This is a genomic window from Roseicyclus amphidinii, from assembly GCF_030163755.1.
In the GTDB taxonomy this organism is placed as follows: Bacteria; Pseudomonadota; Alphaproteobacteria; order Rhodobacterales; family Rhodobacteraceae; genus Roseicyclus; species Roseicyclus amphidinii.
Window position 1 is genome coordinate 1 of sequence record NZ_JASJOE010000063.1, and the last position, 17293, is coordinate 17293.

Annotated in this window: 16 protein-coding genes; 7 read left to right on the plus strand and 9 right to left on the minus strand. The window is 70.2% G+C overall.

What is annotated here, in order from left to right:
• From QQK83_RS15990 to QQK83_RS16010, 5 genes are all read right to left on the minus strand, one after another.
• On the minus strand, positions 1 to 992 hold a 992-nt coding region (locus QQK83_RS15990; protein WP_284265999.1), incomplete at its 3' end, for a thiamine pyrophosphate-binding protein.
• Between the two features lie 5 nt (positions 993 to 997).
• Positions 998 to 2080 (minus strand): 4-oxalomesaconate tautomerase, encoded by a 1083-nt coding sequence (locus QQK83_RS15995; RefSeq protein ID WP_284266001.1) that lies wholly within the window; start codon positions 2078 to 2080, stop codon positions 998 to 1000.
• Entirely contained in the window at positions 2077 to 3138 is a 1062-nt protein-coding gene (locus QQK83_RS16000; protein WP_284266003.1) for an isocitrate/isopropylmalate dehydrogenase family protein, read from the minus strand. The genes QQK83_RS15995 and QQK83_RS16000 overlap by 4 nt, the downstream gene beginning before the upstream one ends.
• Entirely contained in the window at positions 3135 to 5153 is a 2019-nt protein-coding gene (locus QQK83_RS16005; protein WP_284266005.1) for a tripartite tricarboxylate transporter permease, read from the minus strand. The genes QQK83_RS16000 and QQK83_RS16005 overlap by 4 nt, the downstream gene beginning before the upstream one ends.
• Before the next feature lie 131 nt (positions 5154 to 5284).
• Positions 5285 to 6394 (minus strand): type 2 periplasmic-binding domain-containing protein, encoded by a 1110-nt coding sequence (locus tag QQK83_RS16010; RefSeq protein WP_284266007.1) that lies wholly within the window; start codon positions 6392 to 6394, stop codon positions 5285 to 5287.
• Positions 6395 to 6539: 145 nt separating this feature from the next.
• Between QQK83_RS16010 and QQK83_RS16015 the strand changes: the two genes are divergently transcribed.
• Both QQK83_RS16015 and QQK83_RS16020 read left to right on the plus strand, forming a co-directional pair.
• Positions 6540 to 7223, plus strand: coding sequence for a response regulator transcription factor (locus tag QQK83_RS16015; RefSeq protein ID WP_284266009.1), 684 nt, complete (start codon positions 6540 to 6542; stop codon positions 7221 to 7223).
• Positions 7220 to 8614: a sensor histidine kinase gene (locus tag QQK83_RS16020; RefSeq protein ID WP_284266011.1), complete on the plus strand. Its 1395-nt coding sequence runs from the start codon at positions 7220 to 7222 to the stop codon at positions 8612 to 8614. Before QQK83_RS16015 ends, QQK83_RS16020 begins: the two co-directional genes overlap by 4 nt.
• A gap of 681 nt (positions 8615 to 9295) precedes the next feature.
• Here QQK83_RS16020 and QQK83_RS16025 read toward each other — a convergent pair.
• A complete protein-coding gene (locus QQK83_RS16025) occupies positions 9296 to 10372 on the minus strand; it encodes an AbrB family transcriptional regulator (protein ID WP_284266013.1) in 1077 nt (358 codons plus the stop codon).
• A gap of 71 nt (positions 10373 to 10443) precedes the next feature.
• Here QQK83_RS16025 and QQK83_RS16030 point away from each other — a divergent pair, with 71 nt between their 5' ends.
• Genes QQK83_RS16030 through tcuB form a run of 3 tightly spaced genes read left to right on the plus strand, consistent with a single transcriptional unit; the run spans position 10444 to position 13581 of the window.
• Complete coding sequence (locus QQK83_RS16030; RefSeq protein ID WP_284266015.1) at positions 10444 to 11109, plus strand: GntR family transcriptional regulator; 666 nt, start codon at positions 10444 to 10446, stop codon at positions 11107 to 11109.
• Positions 11106 to 12497 carry an FAD-dependent tricarballylate dehydrogenase TcuA gene (gene tcuA / locus QQK83_RS16035; protein ID WP_284266017.1) on the plus strand — a complete coding sequence of 464 codons (1392 nt, stop codon included), beginning with the start codon at positions 11106 to 11108 and terminating at the stop codon, positions 12495 to 12497. Before QQK83_RS16030 ends, tcuA begins: the two co-directional genes overlap by 4 nt.
• A complete protein-coding gene (gene tcuB, locus QQK83_RS16040; RefSeq protein ID WP_284266019.1) occupies positions 12490 to 13581 on the plus strand; it encodes a tricarballylate utilization 4Fe-4S protein TcuB in 1092 nt (363 codons plus the stop codon). Before tcuA ends, tcuB begins: the two co-directional genes overlap by 8 nt.
• Here the strand turns inward: tcuB and QQK83_RS16045 are convergent.
• Genes QQK83_RS16045 through QQK83_RS16055 form a run of 3 tightly spaced genes read right to left on the minus strand, consistent with a single transcriptional unit; the run spans position 13578 to position 16113 of the window.
• On the minus strand, positions 13578 to 14636 hold the full coding sequence (locus tag QQK83_RS16045; RefSeq protein WP_284266021.1) for a 4-oxalomesaconate tautomerase: 1059 nt from the start codon (positions 14634 to 14636) through the stop codon (positions 13578 to 13580). The genes tcuB and QQK83_RS16045 overlap by 4 nt on opposite strands.
• 60 nt (positions 14637 to 14696) lie before the next feature.
• Complete coding sequence (locus QQK83_RS16050) at positions 14697 to 15368, minus strand: 4-carboxy-4-hydroxy-2-oxoadipate aldolase/oxaloacetate decarboxylase (RefSeq protein WP_284266023.1); 672 nt, start codon at positions 15366 to 15368, stop codon at positions 14697 to 14699.
• Between the two features lie 13 nt (positions 15369 to 15381).
• Positions 15382 to 16113 carry a PIG-L deacetylase family protein gene (locus QQK83_RS16055; protein WP_284266025.1) on the minus strand — a complete coding sequence of 244 codons (732 nt, stop codon included), beginning with the start codon at positions 16111 to 16113 and terminating at the stop codon, positions 15382 to 15384.
• Positions 16114 to 16264: 151 nt separating this feature from the next.
• Here QQK83_RS16055 and QQK83_RS16060 point away from each other — a divergent pair, with 151 nt between their 5' ends.
• Complete coding sequence (locus QQK83_RS16060) at positions 16265 to 17149, plus strand: NAD(P)-dependent oxidoreductase (RefSeq protein WP_284266028.1); 885 nt, start codon at positions 16265 to 16267, stop codon at positions 17147 to 17149.
• A partial coding sequence (locus QQK83_RS19385) for a helix-turn-helix domain-containing protein (RefSeq protein ID WP_349816239.1) occupies positions 17146 to 17293 on the plus strand: 148 nt, incomplete at its 3' end. The genes QQK83_RS16060 and QQK83_RS19385, both read left to right, overlap by 4 nt.

Below are 17293 nucleotides of genomic sequence, written 5' to 3' on the forward strand. Positions count from 1 at the left end.
CGGGGCGCGACGGCGGCGCACAGCGCCTCCACCCCCAGCCGCGCGTCGCCCCGCAGATGCGCGCCCGCCGCGACGCGGCCCTGCGACATCGCCACCGGGTCCAGGTCGATCTGCAACACCTGCGCCTCGGGCCAGAGCTTGCCGCCATCCGCGTTGTGATGCGCCAGCGAACACCCCACCGCGATCACGAGATCGGCCTCGGCGAAACACTCCCGCGCCACCTCGTGCGAGAAGCCCCCCGCCACGTTCAGGCTGTAGGGGTCGTCATGGAACAGCCCGCGCGCGGGCAGGGTGGTCGCCAGAAGCGCGTCCAGCCGTTCGGCCAAGGCGCGACAGGCCGGACCGGCCCCCGCCTCCACCGCGCCAAGCCCCGCCATCACCACGATGCGCCGCGTGCCCGAAACCAGCGCTGCGGCGCGCGCCACGTCGTCGGGGTGCGGCGGCATGGGCGAGACCACCGGCGCGATCTCCGACGAGGGCAGGGGCAGCGCCTCCGTCCCCGCCCAGTCGAGAGCCTGCAGATCGAAGGGCACGCCCAGCACCACCGGCCGCCGCTCCCGCGCCGCTTGCAGGAAGGCATCCCGGATCGCCACCGGCATCCGCGCGGGCCAGTGCAGCGCGTGATAGGCCGCCCCCGTCGCCGTCACGAAAGGCGCCTGGTCTATCGCCTGGTTGTACCAGCCCGATTTCAGCGGCGCTTCGCCCGCCAGCACCACCATCGGCAGCCGCGCCCGCACCGCGGCGGGCAGGGCCGTCATCAGCTGCGTCAGGCCGGGGCCGCAGGTCACCGTGGCGAACCCCGTCTTCCCCGTCTTCCGCGCATAGGCCATCGCGCCCGTCACGGCGTTATGCTCGTGGCGCACGTAGATCATCCGGCAGCCGCCCTCGGCCAGCCGCGTGGCGAAATTCATGTTCGCATCGCCCAGCAGGGCGAAGGCATCGCTCACCCCCTCCTGCGCCACGGCGCGGGCCAGCATGTCGAAGGTCTTCATCCCCCTCACCCCCCGAGCAACGTGGGATCGACCATCACCTCGCCCCGCGCGATCAGCCGGGCGGTGCGGATCAGCCCCGCCGACTGGAAGCTTGGCCCGTCGCCATAGGTCAGCGTCACCTCCATCTCGCCCATCGGATGCTCGATCACGACCAGCGCGGGCGAGGGGGGGATGGGCTTGGCCACCCGCTCCGCCACCGTCCCCGGCATCAGCGCGCAGGAGGCAAGGCATTGCGACCCCGTCACCGCCAGCGTCGGATGCGTCGTCCAGGGCATGAAATACCGCGCCGCGAACTGCGCGTTCGGCCCCGCGGGCGGCGCGATCAACCCGATCTTGGGCGTGACCGACTTGGTCACGTCGCCCATGCCCATCAGCACACCAGCCTTGAGCCGCACCGCCTCCATCCGCGCGAAGAGCGGGCGGTTCGCGTCCAGCTCCTCGACCGTCTCGCGGCCGGTGATCCCGAAATCCGCGGCGCGGGCGATCATCATCGGCATGGCCACGTCGATGCAGGTCACCTCGACCCCGTCGATCACGTCGATCCGGTTGCCCGTCGGGAACATCTCGCCCGTCTTCGACCCCACCACGTCGAGAAAGTTCAACCCCACCGGCGCCGCCGTCCCCGGCACGCCGTCAAGCGCCACGTCGCCGCGATACTCCACCTGTCCGCCGGGCGTCTGCACCAGCGCCTCGACCGTCGCCCCGGTGTTCACCGCGCGGATGCGCACCGGCGTCACGCCGTCCTTTGCCTCGACCAGCCCCATCTCGATGGCGGCGGGGCCGACACCGACAAGGATGTTGCCGCAGGTCGGGCCATAGTCGACCAGCGCCTCTTCGACGGCCACCTGCGCAAAGAAGTACTCCACGTCGATCCCCGGCTCGGCAGAGCGCGACAGCATCGCCGTTTTCGTCGTCACCGCGACGCCGCCCCCCAGCCCGTCGATGTTGCGCGGATTGCCCGCGCCGACGACCTGGCACAACACCTTGGCCAGCGCGTCGAGGTCCTCCGGCAAATCCTCGCGCCGGAAATACGGCCCGCGCGAGGTGCCGCCGCGCAGGAACCAGAAGGGGATGGGGGTCTGCGTCATGCCTTTCGTCCTTCGATATGGGTCAGGATGGCGCGCGTCATCGCCGCCGTGCCTGCCGTTCCGCCAAGATCGGGGGTGCGCGTGGCCGCATCGGCCAACGCGTGATCGAGCCCCGCGGTGATCGCCGCCGCCACGCCCGCGTGGCCCAAATGCTCCATCAGCATCGCCGCCGACCCGATGATCGAGGCCGGGTTGGCCCGGTCCTGCCCGGCGATGTCCGGGGCCGAGCCATGCTGCGCCTGCGCCACGGCATGCGCCGCCCCGTGGTTGAGCGAGGCCGCAAGGCCAAGCCCCCCCGACAGCTCCGAGGCGAGGTCCGACAGGATGTCGCCGAACATGTTCGTCGCCAGCACCACCTCGAACTGCGCGGGGTCACGCACCATGAGGGCCGCGGCGGCATCGACCAGAATCTCCTCCACCGCGATATCCGGGAACCCCGACGCCACCTCCCGCACCACGCGCAGGAACAGCCCGTCCGACATCCGCATCACGTTGGCCTTGTGGATCACCGCCACGCGGGTGCGCCCCTGCCTTGCGGCCAGTTGAAACGCCGTCTCGGCAATCGCGCGCGAGCCGCTTTCCGTGATCTTCCGCATGGACAGCGCGACACCCGGCACCGGGCAGAATTCGCCGCCCCCCTCGGCCATGTTGCGATCCGCGTAGAACCCTTCGAGGTTCTCGCGCACGATCACCATGTCCACGCGCGCCCCCGTGGGCGTCGGCACCGCGGGGTGACTGCGCGCGGGCCTGATGTTTGCGTGCAACTGCAACGCCTTGCGCAACACGCCCGAGGGGTTCAGCCCCCCCTCCGCCACCGGCGGATAGGCGTTGTGCGACACCGGCCCGAGGATCACGCCATCGGCCTCCCGCGCCGCCGCGATCACCGCCTCGGGGATCGTCGTGCCCTCAGCCTCCAGCGCGGCGAAGCCGATCGCCCGCTCCTCCAGCGCCACCGCCACGCCCTCCACCGCGCAGGCCGCCTCCAGCACGGCGCGCGCGGCGGTGACGATCTCGGGGCCGATCCCGTCGCCGGGCAGGCACAAAAGGCGCAGGCTCATGTGAACGGCCACGGAAGGTCGACGACCTCCTGCAGCAGCCCCGGCGGGAAGTCGCGGCCCAGCGTGCCGGCCAGCACACAAATCAGCGCGATGCCCGCCGCCGACAGGACCAGCGTCCGCGCCCAGCTGACCTGCGCCCGCAGCCGGAAGAAGGCGACAAGGAAGATCGCCAGCGCGATCACGAAGCCGAAGAGCGCCGACATCGCCAAGAGCGCCGCGAACCAGCCCAGCGTCGACCACAGCCCATGCGGCGCCTCCGCATCCTCGCCCCCCTGCTCGTTGTCGGCGAAAAGCGCATGGCCCTCGGGCGCCACCCGCATCCGCGCCAGCAGCACGACGCAGCCGATCAGCGTGGCGATCCCCACGGTCAGCGGAAAGACCTTGTCGCCCGTGTAGCGGATCGTCGAGGCGTCCCAGACCGTGACGGCCACGTAGGCCGTGATCGCCAGCATGAAGGCCACCGGCGCGCGCTTGGTGCCCGTGGGCGGCGTGTCGTTGCCCAGCACCTGCTTGCCCTGCTTGATGCCGATCCAGATCGACAGCACGGTCAGCGCAAGAATGGCCAGAACCAGCGGCGAGGCGACATAGTCGAGCATCCCCTCCATGCCGCCCCGGCGCAGCCGCGAGCCCGCGATCTGGTAGACCTGGTTGGCGAATGCCTCGGCCTGCGCCGACAGCACGAAACCGATCAGGAAGGCAGGCCGCGAGAACTCGAACCGGCGCAGGAAGATGCCGATCATGCCGACGGCCATCAGCGCCGCAAGGTCGCCCAGCGACTGCCGCGACTGGAAGGCGGCGAAGGCGATGACCATGAACAGGAAGGGCGCGATCAGCGTGAAGCGGATCGTCGTCAGCCGCGCGATGGGATTGGCGAGGAAGATGCACAGCCCCGCGCCGACCACGTTGGCCAGCGCCAGCGACCACACGATCGTGTAGGTGATGTCGAGGTTGTTGCGCACCATGTGCGGCCCCGGGTCATAGCCCAGCAGCGCCAGGCCCCCGAGGAACACCGCCATCGACCCCGAGCCGGGGATGCCGAAGATCAGCGTCGGCACCAGCCCGCCGCCCTCCTTGGCGTTGTTCGAGCTTTCCGGCCCGATCACGCCGCGGATGTCGCCCTTGCCGAACTGCGACTTGTCCTTGGCCGACTGCACCGTGAAGCCATAGGCGATCCAGTCCACGACCGAGCCGCCAAGGCCGGGGATCACGCCGACCATCACCCCGATGGCCGAGCATTTCACCGACAGCCAGATGTTGCGCCACCAGTCGCGCAGCCCGTCGAGCCAGCCGCGCCCGAGGTCGCCGGACTTGGAGATTGCCCGGTCCTGCCGCAGCAGGGCGACGATCTCGGGAATGGCAAAGATGCCGAGGCCCACGATCACCAGGCTGAAGCCGTCCAGCAGGTAGGGCATGTCATAGGTCGACATCCGCGGCGAGCCGCCCGCGCCGCCCAACCCCACCGTGCCCAGCAAAAGGCCCATCCCCGCGGCCACCACCCCCTTCAGCGGGATGCGCCCGGCCAGGATCGCCACCATCGACAGGCCCAGAAGCGTGATCGCCAGCATCGCCGGGATGTCGAAGGCCAGGATCAGCGGCCGCGCCACCAGGATGAAGGCCGTCAGCACCATCGCGCCCAGCAAGCCGCCGAACAGCGACGAGACGAAAGCCGCCGACAGCGCGCGCCCCGCCTCGCCCTTCTTGGCCAGCGGAAAGCCGTCCAGCACGGTGGCCTGGCTCGCCGTCGAGCCGGGTATGCCCAGCAGAACGCTTGCGAACGTGTCCGAGGTGGGCACCACCGCGATCAGCCCCACCATCAGCGCCAGCCCCGCCACCGGGTCCATCCCGAAGATGAAGGGCAGCACAAGGCTCAACCCGGCGATGCCGCCAAGGCCGGGGAACACGCCCACCGACAGGCCCAGCAGAACCCCGAGCACGAGAAAGGCGAATTGTTGCGGCTGGGCGATAAGGGCCAGCGCGTCCAGCAAGGCCGGACCGGCCGTGGCGAAAAGCTCCATCACGGGCTCCCCTGCTCGGAGGATGGATCAGGCCATGCCCGGCGGTGCATGGTCCGCGGGCTGGCCCGTTGGATCGAAAGGGTGAAAAGACCGGCCCGCCGCAAGGGACGGGCCGGCATCACGTCACGGTCTCAGTTGAGCGAGACGCCGTAGCTCTCTTCGAGCCAGTTGATGACGAAGGCGCGCGTCTCCGCATCGACCCGCGTGCCGAGGCGGAAGGCCGCCTGCGCCGCGTTGCCGGTCATCTGCGGGTAGACGCCCAGTTCCGCCGCCGCCAGCTCCATGAAGTCATCCCGCGCGATGATCTCGCGCAGTGCCGTGGTGTAGGCGTCGACCACCTCCTGCGGGGCGTTGCCCGGCAGGAAGATCATCTTCTGCGCCGGGAAACCGGCGGTGAAGAAGGTCACCCAGGCATCCCATGCCTCGCCCTCGGTCTCGCAGGCGGGCGTCGCCTCGCAGACCTCGGCGAAGGTCGGGATGTCGGGGAAGGTCGGGTCGCGCACGATGTTGCCGTCGTCGTCCAGCGCGCCCCAGCTCATCATCGGCACGGCCATGCCGCTGTCGACCATCGGCTGCACCGAGCGGATATAGGCGGACGAGGTCTGGTAGTCGATGTTGGCCTCGCCCCGCTCGAACATCAGCCGCCCGTCGCCGCGGCCCTCGATCCCGAAGACCGGCTGCACGTCGAGGCCCAGCATCTCCCACGCGAGGTTCGGCACGAGGTCGAGGCCCGTGGCGCTCTGCGCGCCCCAGATGAACTCCTGCCCCTGCAGGCCGGTCGCATCCAGCCCGTCCATCATCGCCGCCATGTCGGCGGGCAGGTAGGCCACGCCACCCGTGCCCGAGACCAGCACCACCTGCCAGTCGTTGTATTCGTAGCGCACCCGCGGATCGCCCAGCAGGTAGGGGAACTGCGTCGAGCCCGAGGTGCCGAAGATCAGCGTGCCGTCGGCGGTGTCCTGCTCCTGGAACCAGTTGGCCCCGCTGGTCGAGCCCGCGCCGGGGCGGTAGCGCACCACCACGGTGGGGTTGCCCGGCAGATGCTCGGACAGGAGCGGCGCGAAGAAGTTGGCCCAACGGGCCGAGCCGCCCGATTCCGAGAAGGGGATCACGTATTCGACCGTCTGCCCCGACAGGTCCACGCCGCCATGCGCATCGGCGAAAGCCGCGCCCGACAGGGCCGTGGTCGCAGCCAGAATGGCCGCAGCGCCGGCAACCCGGCGCGTCGTTTTCAGGATCATTGGTTTTCCTCCCTTTGGTGCCGGTCCGTTGCTCCCAGCGCCCGCGCCGCCTCCCTGCGGTGCGGGCCTCGACCCGGCTTGATACGGTCACCATGACCTGCCAACCTTGCGGCAAGCTTTCGCCCGGGGGAGGGGCGCGGCACCCATGAGAATCGTTCTTGTCGAAGATAATCAAAGCCTTGCCCAAGGGATCACCTACAGGTTGCAGGATCTCGGTCACGCGGTGGACCTGATTTCCGACGGTCTGGCCGCCGACGATTTCCTGCGCGGCGGCGGCGGGGACCTCGTGATTCTCGACATCAACCTGCCGCGGGTGAGCGGGCTGACGCTGCTCAAGCAGATGCGTGCGCGCGGCGACGGGCGGCCCGTCCTGCTGCTGACCGCGCGGGCCGAAACCCACGACCGGGTCGAGGGGCTGGACGCGGGCGCCGACGATTACCTGGTGAAACCCTTCGCCATGGCCGAGCTCGAGGCGCGGCTGCGCGCGCTCACCCGCCGCCGCGCCCATGACCACCGCCCGACGGTCCGGCTCGGCCCGCTCGCGCTCGATCTGACCGGGCGGCAGGTCACCCTCGACGCCACCCCGCAGGACCTGCCCCGCCGCGAGGTGGCGGTGCTCGAGTCGCTGATGCTCGCCGAGGGGCGCATCGTCTCCAAGGCAGAGCTGCTCGACCACGTCTACGGAACCGGGGCGGATGTCGAGGAAACCGCGATCGAGGTGCATGTCTCGCGCCTTCGCAAGCGGCTCAAGCCGCATGGCCTCTCGATCCGCGTGCGCCGCGGGATGGGCTACGCCATCGCGCTTGCTACGGACGCGGCCCCGCCATGACGCGGCCGACGCTCCGCTCGCTGCGCGCGCGGTTGATGCTCATCATCCTTCTGCCGCTGGTGACGCTGGGCGCGGCGATCGGCCTGTGGCAGATCGAACAATCCCGCCAGACCGCCAAGGAGGTCTTCGACCGCTCGCTCCTGACCACGGCGCTCGCCATCGTCGGCGACGTGGCGCGCTCTGGCGGCGACGCGCTGTCGCTGGGCACCCGCGACCTGCTGTCGAACACCTCCGGCGGGCCGGTCTTCTACCACGTCTACGCCCCCGACGGGGTCTATGTCACCGGCTTCACGCCGCCGCCCGTCACCCCCATCCGGGGCCTCAACGCCGCCCCGCCCGAGGGGGTGGAGTTCTTCGACGTCACCTACAACCGCCGCCCCGTCCGCGCGCTGCGCCTCTATGACGTGGCCACGCTCGACGGCATTTCCGGCACCTACACCTACACCGTCTGGCAGGAACTGGCCGTGCGCGACGCCTTCCTCGCCGAGCTGATCCGCGGCACCGTCCTGATCCTCGTGGTGATCCTCGGCACGCTCGCGCTGGTCGTGTGGTTCGGCGTGGTGGTGGGCCTGCGCCCCCTCGTCGATCTCGAGGATGCCGTGTCGCGCCGCGGTCTCGATGATCTCTCGCCGATCCAGCGCCCCGTCCCCGCCGAGGTGCAGGGCCTCGTGCGCCGCCTCAACACGCTCTTCGGGCAGGTGACACAGGCGATGGAGACCCAGCGCACGCTCATCTCCAACGCCGCCCACCAGCTGCGCAATCCCATCGCCGGCATCCTCGCCATGGCCGAGGCCGTGCGCTCCGCCCCCGACGGCGACGCCGCCCGCGCGCGCGCCGACGACCTCGTTCGCTCGGCCCGCCACGCCAGCGACCTCGCCAACCGGCTGCTCACGCTCGAGCGCGTGCAATCCGACACCGCCCCGCTCGAGCGGTCGCCCATCGCGTTGGCCGAGATGGTCGAGGGCATCCTCGATCTGCACCGCGACGAGGCCGAGGGCAGGGGCGTCGCCCTTGTCGCCGACCTGCCGCACCCCGCGCCGACCCTCAACGCCGACCGGATGCTCCTGCGCGAGGCGCTCACCAATCTCGTCGACAACGCCCTCGTCCACGGCGGTCCCGATCTGACCCGGATCGAGATCGCCGCCACTCCCACCGAGGCCGGCCTGCGGATCGAGGTCCGCGACGACGGCCGCGGCATCCCGCCCGAGCAGCACGCCACTGTCCTCGCCCGCTTCGGGCAGGCGGAGCCGGGTCCGGGCTCGGGCCTCGGCCTGTCGATTGCCGAGGCGGTGGTGGACCGCCACGGCGGCAGCCTCACGCTCGCCGGAGCCACGGGCGGGCTGTCCGTCACCCTCGACCTGCCGCGCGCCCCACGGCGTCGCATGGCCTAGGCCCACCTCCGCCGTGGCCGGAACGGGGCGCATCGCGCTCCAACCGTGCGGCGCGCCCCTCACACCTGTCGAGATCACCGCCCCCCCCACCGCCACGCCCCCCTTGCTCGGGCGGCACGACGACCTCCACCTCCCCCCGCCCGAGCAAGGGGAACCGCGGCCACGGGCGGCGCGCCCCTTACCCTCGACCTGCCGCGCGCCCCACGGCGCTCCACGCAATTGGCCCACCTCCGCCGTGGCCGGAACGGGGCGCATCGCGCTCCAACCGGGCGGCGCGCTCACACCTGTCGAGATCTCCGCCCCCCACCGCCACGCCCCCCTTGATCGGGCGGCACGACGACCTCCACCTCCCCCGACCGAGCAAGGGCAACCCGAGCCGCGGGCGGGCTGTCCGTCGCCCTCGACCTGCCGCGCGCCCCACGGCGCTCCACGCAATTGGCCCACCTCCGCCGTCGCCGGAACGGGGCGCATCGCGCTCCAACCGTGCGGCGCGCCCCTCCCACCTGTCGAGATCACCGCCCCCCACCGCCACGCCCCCTTGCTCGGGCGGCACGACGACCTCCACCTCCCCCCGGCCGAGCAAGAGGAACCCGAGCCGCGGGCGGCGCGCCCCTCACCCTCGACCTGCCGCGCGCGTCGGTGCCCACCCCACAGGCCCGCTCCGAACAGCGGGGGTGTTCCTTATCCATCCCCGTCGGTTTCCCCGGCCCGGCGCTCCCGCACCCGCATCAGCCGTGCGACCAGCGGCGCGCCGGAAATCACCAGCAACACCCGCGTCAGGTGATGCACGATGATATAGCCCAGGTCCGCCCCCACGATGATCGCCAGAACCGTCATCTCCGCCTGCCCGCCGGGGGCGAAGGCAAGGAACCCGTCCACGCCGGGCGCCAGCCCGAAGAGAACCACCACCTCGGTGAACAGCGCCGCCAGCCCCGCCAGCATCAGCACGAAGATCACCCCCGCCGACACGTCGCGCCGGATCTCGTGCATTGTGACGCCCACGTAGCCCACGCCGATCCCGATCCCGATCATGAATTGCGCCACCAGGATCGCCTCGGCGGGCGGGCGGTAATGGATCACGTCCGTCAGCGACAGGATGCCCGTCACGATCATCGGCCCGAGGATCGAGGCCCCGAACAGCCCGATCCGCTCGCCGCCCTTCCAGCCGACCAGCGCCGCGGCGACCATGATCGCCATTTCGTGCAAGGGCAGCTCGGAGGCGGGCGCGCCGATGGGATTGTCCAGCGTCACCCCGAAGCCCAGCGTCAGGATCAGGGGCGCCACCGTCACGATGATCAGCACCCGCGTGGCATGGATCAGCGACAGGGCCCGCACGTCGCCCCCCGCCTCCTGCCCGAAGACCACCATGTCCTGCAGGCCCCCCGGCATCGCCGCATACCAGCTTGTCGCCCAGTCGAACTTGTAGACCTTGCGGAAGAAGGGCACGCCGACCAGCCCGATCACCGCCACGTAAAGCGGAATCAGCGCGACCGAGGCCGCCATCTGCGGCACCCGCGCCACCACCTCGGGCGTGAGCGAGGCACCCACCGCCACCCCCAGGATCGTCCGCGCGCCGACCGAGACCTGCCCCAACCCCTTCAACGGCGCGCCCGCAAGGGCCGCCAGCAGGCAGGCCGAAAGCGGCCCGAACAGGAAGGGCAGGGGCAGCGACAGCGCCCAGAACACGCCCGTGCCCAACACCGCCAGCCCCAGCGTCAGGGCGCGGCGTTGGCGAAGGGTCAGCGGTGTCGTGAACATGGGGCAGGGTCTCCGGGGTCTTGCATATGCCTGTATCCAGCCGTATGCAATCCCGAACAGACGGGACCGCCATGCCACACGACAGCACCCAGACCGACGCCTCGCAGGGGCACGACGCCTACACCCGGCTTCTCACCGAGATCCGGCACGGCCGTCTCTCGCCCGGCGACCGCCTGACCGAGACCGATCTCGCCACCCGCCTCGGCACCTCTCGCACGCCTGTGCGCGAGGCGATCCGGCTCCTCGAGGCCGATGGCCTCGTCATTCACACCCCCCGCGTCGGCGCGGTCATCCGGCAGCTGGATTACGCCGAGATCACAGAGCTTTACGAGATGCGCGGCGTGCTCGAAGGCACCGCCGCCCGTTTCGCCGCCCGCGCGGCTTACCCCTCGGAAATCGACGAAATGGCCGCGATCAACGCCGAGATGGCCGCGGCCCTCTCGGACGTCGACCGCCTCTACGAGGCCAACCGACAGTTCCACGACATCCTTCGCAACGCCGCCCGCAACCGCTTCCTCCTGCGCGCGGTCGAGGCGGTGCAGAAAACCCTCCTCATCCTCGGCCCCTCCACGATGGAGGAAGGCTCCCGCGCCGAGGCCGCCGTGGCCGAGCATGCCCGCCTGATCGACGCGCTCCGCGCGCGCGACGGCGACGCAGCCGAGGCCGCGATGCGCGCCCATATCGAGGCCGCCCACCGCGCCCGCCAGCGCCAACTCAGACAGGGGAGAGAGACATGACCGCCCTCGACGACCAACCCTGGGATCTCGTCATCGTCGGCGGCGGCAACGCCGCGCTCTGCGCCGCGATCGAGGCCGCCGAGGCGGGCCTCAAGCCGCTCATCCTCGAGGCCGCCCCCAAACCCTACCGCGGCGGCAACTCGCGCCACACCCGCAACTTCCGCTGCATGCACCGCGGCCCCCTGTCGGTCCTGACGGGCGCCTACGAGGAAGACGAGTATTTCGACGACCTGATCCGCGTCACCAAGGGCGAGACCGACGAGGGCCTCGCCCGCATGACCATCCGCACCTCCGAAGAATGCCTTCCCTGGATGGAGGCGCATGGCATCGCCTTCCAGCCCTCGCTCTCCGGCACACTCTCGCTCTCCCGCACCAACGCCTTCTTCCTCGGCGGCGGCAAGGCGCTGGTGAACGCCTATTACAACACCGCCCATGACCTCGGCGTCACCACCGCCTACGAGGCCGAAGTCACACAAATCCACGTAACCGGCCCCCGCTTCGAGGGCGTCACCGCCAAGATCGCCGGGCAGGAAACGAGAATCGAAGGCCGCGGCCTGATCCTCGCCTCCGGCGGCTTCCAGGCCGATCTCGACTGGCTCGCCCGCGCCTGGGGCCCCGCCGCGCGCAACTTCCTGATCCGCGGCACCCCCTACAACCGCGGCGTGCCGCTGAAACAGATGCTCGACCACGGTGCCGACAGCGTCGGCGACCCCACCCAATGCCACGCCGTCGCCATCGACGGGCGCGCCGCGAAATTCGACGGCGGCATCGTCACCCGCCTCGACTGCGTGCCCTTCTCCATCGTGGTGAACCGCAACGGCGACCGCTTCTACGACGAGGGCGAGGATGTCTGGCCCAAGCGCTACGCGATCTGGGGCCGCCTCGTCGCCGCCCAGCCCGAGCAGGTCGCCTATTCCATCATCGACGCGAAATCGCGCGACCTTTTCATGCCCTCCGTCTACCCCCCGGTCGAGGCCGACACGCTCGACGGTCTCGCCCAGAAACTCGGCCTGCCCGGCACCAAGCTCCGCGAAACGGTCGAGGCCTTCAACGCCGCCTGCCGCGACGGCGACTTCCACCCCACGGAACTCGACGGCCTGTCGACCGAGGGGCTGACGCCCCCCAAGACCAACTGGGCCAGGCCGATCACCGAGCCACCCTTCTACGGCTACTCGCTCCGCCCCGGCGTGACCTTCACCTATCTCGGCCTCAAGGTTGACGAAACCGCCCGCGTCGCGGGCCCCGCGGGGCGCTTCGACAACATCTGGGCCGCGGGCGAGATCATGGCCGGCTCCATCCTCGGGCAGGGCTATCTCGCAGGTTTCGGCATGACCATCGGCACCGTCTTCGGACGCATCGCGGGACAGGAGGCCGCCGCCCATGTTTGACCGTATCGAAGACGAAGCACCAACCCTCACCGCCACCGACGAGGCCCGCCGACAGGTCGAGATCTGCAACGCCTGCCGCTATTGCGAGGGCTATTGCGCCGTCTTCCCCTCGGCCTTCTCGCAACGCGCCTTTTCCGACGGCGACATCACGCAGCTGGCCAGCCTCTGCCACAACTGCCGCGGCTGCTACTACGCCTGCCAGTATACCGAACCGCACGAGTTCGCCCTGAACCTGCCCCGCGCGCTGGCCGAGGTTCGCGTCGAAAGCTGGGACCGTTTCGCATGGCCCGGCGGCTTTGCCCGCCTCTTCCAACGCTCCGGCGGCGCGCTGGCGCTCATGCTCGTCCTCGGCATCGCGGCGCTGTTCTGGGCGCTGACCGCCCTTGCGCCCGCCAGCGGCGAAGGCTTCTACGCCTACCTCTCGCACGCCGCCATGGTGGCGATCTTCGCGCCCCCCTTCCTCCTGCCGCTTGCCGCCATCGCCATCGGCCTCCGCCGCTACTGGGCCGAGGTCGGCGGGCAACGCATCCGCTGGCCGCACCTGAAAGCGGCCTTCGCCGATGCCGCAACCATGCGGAACCTTTCGGGCGGCGCGGCCGAGGGCTGCAATTTCGAGAAGGGCGACCGCTACTCGCAGGCTCGCCGCCACGCGCATCAGGCGGTGTTCTGGGGGTTCCTCTTGTGCTTCGCCGCCACCTCCTCGGGGACCGTCCTGCATTATGTCTTCGACATGCCCGCCCCTTACGGCCTCTTCAGCCTGCCCAAGCTTCTCGGCCTGCCCGGCGGCCTCCTTCTGACCGTGGGGGCCATCGGCCTCATCGCGCTCAAGTTCAAGGCCGACACCCATCTCGGCGCGCCCGAGGTCTGGGGCGGAGAGGTCGCCTTTGTCGCGCTCCTCGGCCTCACCGGCCTGACCGGCCTTCTCCTCTACTTCGCCACCGGCACGGCGCTTGTCGCGCCGCTACTGGCGCTGCACCTCGGCACCGTCCTCGCCTTCTTCCTGACCACGCCCTATTCCAAGATGGTCCATGGCTTCTACCGAATGGCGGCGCTCATCCGCGACGCGCAGCGCAAACAGGGTTAAGGCGCAGGAAACACCAACCCGTCCATCAGCTTGCGCGCCGTGCGCACCGTGCCCGCCCCGGTGATCGCGCCGTGCGCGTCGCGCTCGATCACCACCTCGGCGGTCCCCGTGGGGTGCTCCACCCGGAACACCCCGTCCGCGGGCAGCACGGCCAGCGCCGCCGCCGGGCCGTCCTCCAGACCGCAGGCCGCCGCCACGCTGACCGCGGCGAAAACCCCGATGGAGGCATGGCAGCGATGCGGAATGAAACTCCGCGTCGAGATCGCGCCGCCCGCCATGGCCCGGCTGACCAGCGTCATCTTCGGCACGCTCTTCTCCGCCACGTCGCCCAACCCCATCATCGGCCCGGCCTCCAGCCGGATCGCCTCCAGCCGCGCTTTCAGCGCCGCATCGGCATCCAGCGTCGCGCGCTCCTCACTCCCCGTGACCCCGAAATCCTCCGCCGCCATCACGACAATCGGCATGCCCATGTCGATCAACGTGCACTCGACGCCCCCGATCCGGTCCACCGCGCGCCCCGTGGGCAGCATCACGCCCCCCGTCATCGACCCCGCCAGCCCGCTGAACATCAAGGGCACCGCCGCGTGCGTGCCCGGCACCCCGTCGATGGAGGCCTCCCCGTCGTAACTCACCCGCCCGCCGGGCGTGGCGACCCGCGCCAAGGCGACCTCGCCCGTGTTCACCATGTGGATGCGCACCGGCGTCTCGCCGCTCCGTGCCGCGACCAGCCCCCGCTCGATTGCCGCCGGGCCGACACCGGCAAGGATATTCCCGCAGCCCTGCGCGTCCGAAACCCGCGCCTCTTCCACGAAGACCTGCAGGAACAGGTAATCCACATCCGCATCCGCCCGGCTCGGCGGCGACAGCACCGCCACCTTCGAGGTCAGCGGATCGCCCCCCCCGATCCCGTCGATCTGCCGTGGGTCGGGGCTTCCCATGATCCTCATAAGAAACGCGTCACGCGCCCCCGGATCGCCCGGCAGATCGCGCGCCAGCAGATACGCCCCCTTCGACGTGCCCCCCCGCATCCAGAGGCAAGGGATGCCCTCCGTCATGGCTGCGCGCCCGTATGCACGCGGTGTGTACGCGGTGTGTACGCGGTGTGACAGGCCCGGTTACTCATACCTGAGCCCCTTCTCCGCCAGCCGCCCCCGCATGTCGTAGATGTCGAGCCCCAGCTCGCCCGCCGCCAGCCGCGCCCGCTTGCCCTCTTCCGCCGCCATCCGCTTTTCGGCCCGCGCCAGCACGTCATGCGCCTCGCCCAAGGGCACCACGCAGACCCCGTCGTCATCGGCCACGATGATATCGCCGGGATTGACCAAGGCCCCCCCGCAGACCACCGGCACATTGACCGAACCGACCGTTTCCTTCACCGTGCCCTGCGCGCTAACCCATTGTGACCAGACGGGAAATCCCATCGCCCGCAAATCCCGCGTGTCCCTCACACCGCCCGAGGTCACCAGCCCGCGGCACCCCCGCGCCATGGCCGAGGTCGCCAGCAGGTCGCCGAAATATCCGTCCGAACACGGGCTTGTCGGCGCCAGCACAATGATATCCCCCTCCCGCAGCTGCTCGATGGCGACATGCACCATCCAGTTGTCGCCGGGCGGGGCGGATATGGTGACCGCCGACCCCGCAACCCCCAGATCTTGCTGGATCGGCCGGATCGAAGGCCCCATCAGCCCCCGCCGCCCCATCGCCTCATGCACCGTCGCAACCCCGGCTTTTCCAAGCTTTTCAACGACATCCGCATCCGCGCGCGGCACATCCGTCACCACCACACCCATCAGCGCGCCCCCCTCACAACCCGTCCACGCAACGCGGAAAGACGCTCTCGAACCCTTCCGCATAACGGCAATCCCGCCCCCCGGCCTGACCGCCCGAGTTGCGCTTGAAATGATTGGCCCGCTGCTGCGCGACGCGGGTGTAATACTCCCACAGGTGAACCTGTCCGTTCATGCATTCCATCGCCGCGCGCTTCTTCTCCCAGACGGGCGTAACATCCAGAAAAACATCGGGTTTCCAGCCCATCTGCTCGGTCTGGTGCGGCTCGAACAGGTAGAGCTGCGGCGCCCCCAGCACCTTTTCGCCGGGGTTGTGCCCCCAGGCCTGCGCGATCATCCGCGCCTCCAGCGCGACCTGCGTCATGTACATGTGATCGGTGTTGTAGGGGTCGTAGCGGCTGTGGCTCATCATCCAGTCGGGCTGCACTTTGCGGATCAGGTCCACCAGCCGGTATTTGTCATCCTTTTCAAGGTGAAGCGGGTAATCCCCAAGGTCGAAGCACACCAGCTCATGCACCCCCAGCACCTCGGCCGCCGCCTCCGCCTCGGACCGCCGCGCGGCCTTCACCTCCTCCAGCGTCTTGCCCTCCTTCCACAGCCGCGCACTCTCGCCGCGCTCGCCGAAGGACAGGCAAGCTACCGTCACCTCCACCCCCATCTCCGCATGCAGCGCGATCGCGCCGCCGCAGCGCCAGACGAAATCGGCGGCATGCGCAGATATAATCAAAGCGCGTTTTGCCTCGGTCATGGTATCCTCCGGATGATGCGGCCCAATTTGTCCCAAAACAAGGGAAAATACGCAAATCCAAAGCGCGTGCGCAGGCATAAGGCAAAGCTATTTTCGCTTTCCATTTCCCGCTCCGTCTCGCATCCTTGCCCCCGATAAAGGAGGCTCCCGAATGACCGAAACCACAGCGCCCATGCATCTCGCTTTCATCGGCTTCGGCGAAGCCGCGCGCGCCTTTCTCTCCGGCTGGGCCGACCGCCGCCCGCCCGCCGTCACGGCCTATGACCGCAAGGCCGACAGCGCGGCCACCGCCGCCGCGATGCGCGCGGCCTGTGCCGACCACGCCGTCACCGGGGCCGCCACCACCGCCGAGGCCGTCGCGCAGGCCGACACCGTCTTCTGCACCGTCACCGCCGACCAGGCCCGCGTCGCGGCGGAGGAGGCCGCCCCGAACCTCGCCCCCGGAACCCTCTGGTTCGATTGCAATTCCTGCGCGCCGGGCACCAAGGCACAGGCCGCCGCGATCATCGAAGCGGCCGGGGGGCGCTACATCGACGTGGCCGTCATGTCCCCCGTCCACCCAAGGCGCCACCACGCGCCCTTGCTCGTCTCCGGCCCCTGGGCCGAGGCGGGCGCGGCCCGGCTCGAAACCCTCGACATGCGCCCCCGCGTCACCGGGCCCGAGGTCGGGCAGGCCTCCTCGATCAAGATGCTCCGCTCGGTGATGATCAAGGGGCTCGAGGCGCTGACCGCCGAATGTTTCCTTGCCGCGCGCCGCGCGGGTGTCGAGGATCAGGTCATCGCCTCGCTCGAGGCCTCCGACCCGGACATCGACTGGCGCGCGCGCGGCGCCTACAGCCTCGAGCGGATGCTCGTCCACGGCGCGCGCCGTGCCGCCGAGATGCGCGAGGTCGCCCTGACGGTCGAGGCGCTGGGCCTGCTCCCCGGCCTCAGCCGGGCCACCGCCGAGTGGCAGGCGACCCTCGCCGGGCTGGCCGAGGCGGGCGGTGATCCCGATCTCGATACGCTGCTCGACCGCGTGCTCGCAAGGCTATGATCCCCCGCAATCTCAGGCACTTCCGGCTCTTTCTTCACGTCGCCGACGGCCATGGCGTGACCGGGGCGGGCCGCCGCCTCGGCGTCACGCAGCCCGCCGTCGCGCTCTCCCTGGGCGCAGTCGCAGTAGCCTTGTCCGCCGGAG